A 5587-nucleotide genomic window follows, 5' to 3' on the forward strand; every position below is an offset into this window, starting at 1 on the left:
GCCCAGACGCGCGATGATCTCCCTGGCGCGCCGGGTGCACTGGTCGCGGTCGACGATGCCGAAGCGTCGCGGCTCGTTGCCGAGGAAGATGTTTTGCGCCACCGTCAGATTGGGCGCCAGCGACAGCTCCTGATAGATCACCGCGACGCCGCTGGCGCGCGCCTTGATCGGATCGCCGGTCGCGGCCGGCATGCCGTCGATCAGGATCTCGCCGCCGGCATCCGGCCGATAGGCGCCTGAAAGCACTTTCATCAATGTCGACTTGCCGGCGCCGTTTTCGCCCATCAAGGCGTGCAGCTCGCCGGCGTGGACGCTGAGCGAGACATCGTGCAAGGCACGGATGGTGCCGAACGTCTTGGAGATGTGCCGCATCTCCAGCACCGGCTGGCGCGCGGTCTCGGCCCTGGCAATCGCACTCATCGCGCGCCTCCCGCTGCCGCATCAGCGACGCCGCGGTCCATGGTGGCGTCGCGCCAATTGCTGCGATAGCCTGCCAACCCGGTGAAACGCGGTGCGCGCACCGGCTCCGGAACTTCGGCGGCGAATTCGCGCCCGACGCTCTCGAAGGCGAGCGCCGCGGCACCCGTGGCGCTGCCTTCAAGCGTGGCGCCCTGCAGGAAGGCCTGGCCGGGACGCAACTGCGCCAGCAGCCCGGCGAGCACACCGCCTGTGTTCAGCCCGCCATCGACGATCACGGTGTTGTTCGAATGGATGAGGTCGAGGCAGAGATCGACCATCAGCGCGACATAGAGCAGCGCCGCGGCCGCGCGTTCCTCGGCATCGGGCGTGCGCCCGACCAGTCGGCCGGAATGCCCCGCCATCGGCCCGCCCGGCGCGAAGCTCGGCAGCGCCATGATGCCGGCATCGATCACCCGCTGCACCACTGGGCCGGCGATCTCGCCTTGCCAGCCGGCGCTGATTGTTGCGAATTCGCGCCCGCCCATGAAGCGGATGGTCGGCACTGGGCCGCCGCCGACATCGACGTTGACCAGCATGTCGCGATCCCGGTCGAGTGCGTCGAGCGGGCAGTCCGGATTGAGCACGATGACCCAGGTGCCGGTCGAAACGACGGTGACCGGGCCAAGCTCCTGCCGGCGATAGGCATGCAGCGCCGCATTCGAGTCATGGACGCCGTTGTGGATGGCGATCACCGCAGCGCCGAGGCGCTGCTCGCCGATAACGGTGCCGGCGCGCTCGAAGGCAGGCATCCGGTCACGCCAGCCCTGCGCGTCGACCAGCGAGGAAAAGTCTTGGCTGCGCGGCGCCCACAGATGCGAATGGCAGCCGAGATAGGACACTTCCGAGACCGCCCGCCCGCCAAGGCGCCAGCTCCAGTATTGCGGATAGCCGAGGATTGATTTCGACGCAGCGAACGCGTCCGGATCGACCTCCTGCAGCCACAGCATGTGGCGGCCGTAGTTGAAGCCGAGCGGCAGCCGCGGCGAGAACGTCTCGGAAAAGTCAGGAATGCGGCGATCGATCCGCGCGGCAATCTCGGCCGGCGGCTCTTGCTCGTAATCGAGGATCGGATGCGTCAGCGCCGCCTCGTCGACCAAGGCAAAGGTGCAGCCATGGCCCGACACCATGACCCCTTCCACTCCATGACCGTCGACCGCATCGGCAACGGCGCTGAGCGCCCAATGGTGGAGGGCCGCCTCGTCGAGCACGCTGAAGCCGCCTTGGCGCACCCATTTCGGCTGTGTCCGGCGCTCGTCGATGATCCGCCCGTCCTGGCTGAAGACGAACAGCTTCGAATTGGTCTTGCCGAAATCGAGGACAGCCACCTTCACTGGATGGCTCCCGAGGCTATCCGCACCATGACGCCGGCGTCCTCCAGCATGCGCGCATCGGCGTCGGAGAGACCGTCGTCGGTGACCAGCGTGCCGATGCGCGAAAGCGGCAGCGCGACATTGCGCGCGTGGATCGACAGTTTGCGGCTGTCGGCCAGCACCACGATCTGGTCGGCGCAGAGGCTGAGATCGACGATCGAGCGTACCAGCAGCGGGTGCGATTCCATCACGCCTTCCTGGCCAAGGCCTTGCGCGCCGAGAAAGAATTTGGAGGCGTAGAAGGGCACGGCCTGGGTGAGCGAATGGATGATGCCGGGTTCGCGATGCAGATCACCGCCGGCAACCGTCAGGCTGCAATGGCCGTGATCGCTGAGATAGGCCGCCAGCGGCATCGAGTTGGTGTAGAGGCGGATGTTGCGCTCGGCGAGCTTGACCCCGAGATGGAAGCAGGTCGAGCCGCCATGCACGATGACAACGTCGCCGTCACGCACCATGGTCGCCGCCAGAGCGGCGATCTGCCGCTTGGCCTCGACCGCAAGGTCGCGGTTCTCGTCATAGGGCCGGGCGTAGGCGACACCGGCCTGGGAAGCGCCGTCGAGTGCCGAGATGCCGCCATAGACCTTCCGCGCTTCGCCGGCTTCGTCGATCCTGTCGATATCGCGCCTGACCGTCGCGGCCGAAACGCCAAGCCGTTCCTGCAGCTCGCGCACCGAAGCGAACGGACGATCCCGCAGCAGTTCGACGATCTGACGCTGGCGGCCGGAGTCGCTCAATTCTTTCCTCCCGGATGCCATTTTTCATGGCAGTTGGTGCAACTTACTCAACATTAGCCAGATTGCAAGCGCGTTTTGATGATAGTATATCACTATTGACGTAGATCACTCGCATCTGCGATATCAGCGCCAATTCGACCCCGGCAACGGGATTTCGCGCAGGACACGGCCGAGCCGTTGGAGGAAAAGCGCCATGGCGACCCAAGCTGACGCGCAGGAACTGGCGGCCTTGCGGGCGCTTTCGGCCAGCATCGGGCAGAGCCCGCACCTGACCCAGGCGGCAGGCGGTAACACCTCGCTGAAAGCCGGCGACACACTGTGGATCAAGGCCTCCGGCACCTGGCTGAAGGACGCGCTCGTCGATGACATCATGGTGCCGGTGGCGATGGCGCCGCTGCTGAGAGCCGTCGAGCAGCGCGATCGCGCCGCCGACCTGCCGCAGGGTTTTACCATTGCAGCGCTCAACCCGCGCGGCCTGCGGCCGTCGATCGAGACCACGGTGCACGCCCTGATGCCGCAGCGCGTTGTTCTGCATGTCCATTGCGTCGACACCATCTCGCTTGCCGTGCAGGCCGATGGCGAGGCCGAGGTCGCCAGGCGGCTCGATGGCATCGAATGGGCCTATGTGCCCTATTTCCGGCCCGGCCTGCCGCTTGCACGCGGCATCGCCGAGAAACTGCGGCCTGGTGTCGACGTGCTCATCCTTGGCAATCACGGGCTGGTCGTCGCCGCCGAAACCGTCGCCGGGGCGGAGCTTCTGCTGCGCCGTATCAGGTCATTGCTGGCCCGGCCGGCGCGCGCGACCGCCGCACCCGACCTCGACGCCTTGGCGGCGCTTGCCGGCGGCAGCGGCTACAGATTACCGGCCGATGTCGAAGCGCATGCGGTTGCGCTTGACCCTGAGAGCCGCCGCATGGCGCAGGCCGGCAGCCTCTATCCCGACCACGTCATCTTCCTCGGCCAGGGCTCCGTCGTGGCGAAACCAGGCGAGGCCGTGGCCGATGTCATTGCACGACTGGACACGTCGCCTGCGGCGATCCTGTTTCCCGGCGCAGGCGTGCTGATGCGCGGCGATGCCAGTGCCGGCGCCGATGCCATGCAACGCTGCCTCGCCGACGTGACGGCGCGCATCGACATCGCCGCGCGGCTGAACTATCTCACCGCTTCCGAGAATGACGAACTGGTCAACTGGGACGCCGAGCAATATCGCCAGAAGCTCAACGCGGCTGGCGGCTAGCATGGACATGATGCCACTTGTCATCGGCATTGATATCGGCACATCGGGTGCGCGCGCCGTCGCCATGCGCCCTGATTTTTCCATAGCCGGGCATTCGGCCGTTCCACTCGACAGGTTTGGCCGCGATGGCCGAGCCCCCACGGCATGGTGGCAAGCGGTCAAGGCGGTGCTGACGGAGCTGCTTTCCGGCATCGACCGCACGGCGGTCCGCGCCATCGCCGTTGACGGCACCTCCGGCACGCTGCTGCCGGTCGACGCCGCCGGGCGGCCGCTGGCCGAACCGCTGATGTACAACGACAAGGTCGATGACGACGACATCCTGGCCGCGATCGCCCGCACCGCGCCGGCTGCAAGTGCAGCGCACGGAGCGACATCAGGCCTCGCCAAGGCCCTGCGCTTCCAGCATCTGCCGGGCATTGCGGCGGTGCTGCATCAGGCCGACTGGATTGCCGGAAACTTCTCCGGCCGCTTCGACGTCAGCGACGAGAACAATGCCCTGAAGACAGGCTATGATGTCGAGGCCCGCTGCTGGCCGGAATGGATCGCGGCGACCGGAATGCGCGTGGAGCTGCTGCCGCGCGTGGTCGAGCCGGGCGAAGTCACCGGCGCCCTCACCGCGGAAGCCGGGGAACTGTTCGGCTTGCCGCGCGATGTGGCGGGCGTCGCCGGCACCACGGATGGCTGCGCCTCGTTCCTGGCGACCGGTGCCGCCGCGATCGGCGACGGCGTGACCGCGCTGGGATCCTCGCTGACCATCAAGATCCTGTCCGACCGGCCGATTTCGGCGCCGCGCTTCGGCATCTACAGCCACCGGCTTGGCAACGCCTGGCTGGCAGGCGGTGCGTCGAATTCCGGCGGCAAGGTGCTGGCTCAGTATTTTCCGCTCGCCCGTATCATCGAACTCAGCGCAAAAATCGACCCGGAGACAGACACCGGCCTCGATTACTATCCGCTTCCCGCCACGGGCGAACGATTTCCGATCGCCGATCCGGGGCTGCCGCCTCGCCTTGCGCCCCGGCCGGCGGACGACGCCGATTATCTGAAAGCGATGTTCGAAGGCATCGCCGCGATCGAGGCGCTCGGCTATGGCAGGCTTGCCGAACTCGGCGCGCCCGCGCTGATATCGGTCAGGAGCGTCGGAGGCGGGGCGGCGAACCCGGCCTGGACGGCAATCCGGCGACGCAGGCTCGGCGTCGATTTCCTGCCCGCGCTTTCCGACGAGGCCGCCGCCGGCACGGCGCGGCTGGCGCTGATGGGTGCAAGCCGGGCAGGACTCCTATGAGCGCCAAAACGATCGAACGTCTCGGCGGCATCGGGCCGCTGGCGGAGCGCTACGACGTGTTCCTGCTCGACCAGTTCGGCGTGCTGCATGACGGCACACGGCCCTATCCAGGCGCGGTGGCAGCGCTGTCGGCGCTGAAGCGCGCCGGCAAGACCGTGGTGCTGGTTTCGAACTCCGGCAGGCGGGCGCAACCCAATGAAAGCCGGCTCATAAAACTCGGCTTCGAACAGGGAAGCTGGGATCATTTCGTTTCTTCCGGCGAGGTGGCGTGGCGATCCTTCACGGACATGGCGGCGTCGGGGAAGCTGCGCCCAGGGACAAAATGCCTGCTGATCAGCCGTGAAGCTGACCGCTCCGCGATCGAGGGCCTGCCTTTTGTGCTGACCGGGTCCGGCGATGAGGCCGAACTGGTGCTGATCGCGGCCAGCGAGGGTGACCGCTTTGACCTCGACCATCCGGTCAACAGCCACGTGATGTCGGTGGATGTCGACCGTCTGCGCAAGGC

General features: G+C 66.9%; 6 protein-coding genes. 3 read left to right on the forward strand and 3 right to left on the reverse strand.

Annotation, left to right across the window (positions count from 1 at the left end; genetic code table 11):
• From EOD15_RS27425 to EOD15_RS27435, 3 genes are all read right to left on the reverse strand, one after another.
• Positions 1 to 420: ATP-binding cassette domain-containing protein (locus EOD15_RS27425; RefSeq protein WP_148129656.1), on the reverse strand; the 420-nt coding region annotated here is incomplete at its 3' end.
• Positions 417 to 1790: a carbohydrate kinase gene (locus tag EOD15_RS27430; RefSeq protein WP_127409016.1), complete on the reverse strand. Its 1374-nt coding sequence runs from the start codon at positions 1788 to 1790 to the stop codon at positions 417 to 419. The genes EOD15_RS27425 and EOD15_RS27430, both read right to left, overlap by 4 nt.
• On the reverse strand, positions 1787 to 2563 hold the full coding sequence (locus EOD15_RS27435) for a DeoR/GlpR family DNA-binding transcription regulator (protein WP_127322557.1): 777 nt from the start codon (positions 2561 to 2563) through the stop codon (positions 1787 to 1789). The genes EOD15_RS27430 and EOD15_RS27435 overlap by 4 nt, the downstream gene beginning before the upstream one ends.
• 193 nt (positions 2564 to 2756) lie before the next feature.
• Between EOD15_RS27435 and EOD15_RS27440 the strand changes: the two genes are divergently transcribed.
• The 3 genes from EOD15_RS27440 to EOD15_RS27450 form a co-directional block, all read left to right on the forward strand.
• Positions 2757 to 3800 carry a class II aldolase/adducin family protein gene (locus EOD15_RS27440; RefSeq protein ID WP_127322558.1) on the forward strand — a complete coding sequence of 348 codons (1044 nt, stop codon included), beginning with the start codon at positions 2757 to 2759 and terminating at the stop codon, positions 3798 to 3800.
• A gap of 7 nt (positions 3801 to 3807) precedes the next feature.
• On the forward strand, positions 3808 to 5082 hold the full coding sequence (locus tag EOD15_RS27445) for an FGGY-family carbohydrate kinase (RefSeq protein WP_185929089.1): 1275 nt from the start codon (positions 3808 to 3810) through the stop codon (positions 5080 to 5082).
• Positions 5079 to 5587: TIGR01459 family HAD-type hydrolase (locus EOD15_RS27450; RefSeq protein WP_127409018.1), on the forward strand; the 509-nt coding region annotated here is incomplete at its 3' end. The genes EOD15_RS27445 and EOD15_RS27450, both read left to right, overlap by 4 nt.

The organism is Mesorhizobium sp. M7A.T.Ca.US.000.02.2.1 (genome assembly GCF_003996995.1).
GTDB lineage: Bacteria > Pseudomonadota > Alphaproteobacteria > Rhizobiales > Rhizobiaceae > Mesorhizobium.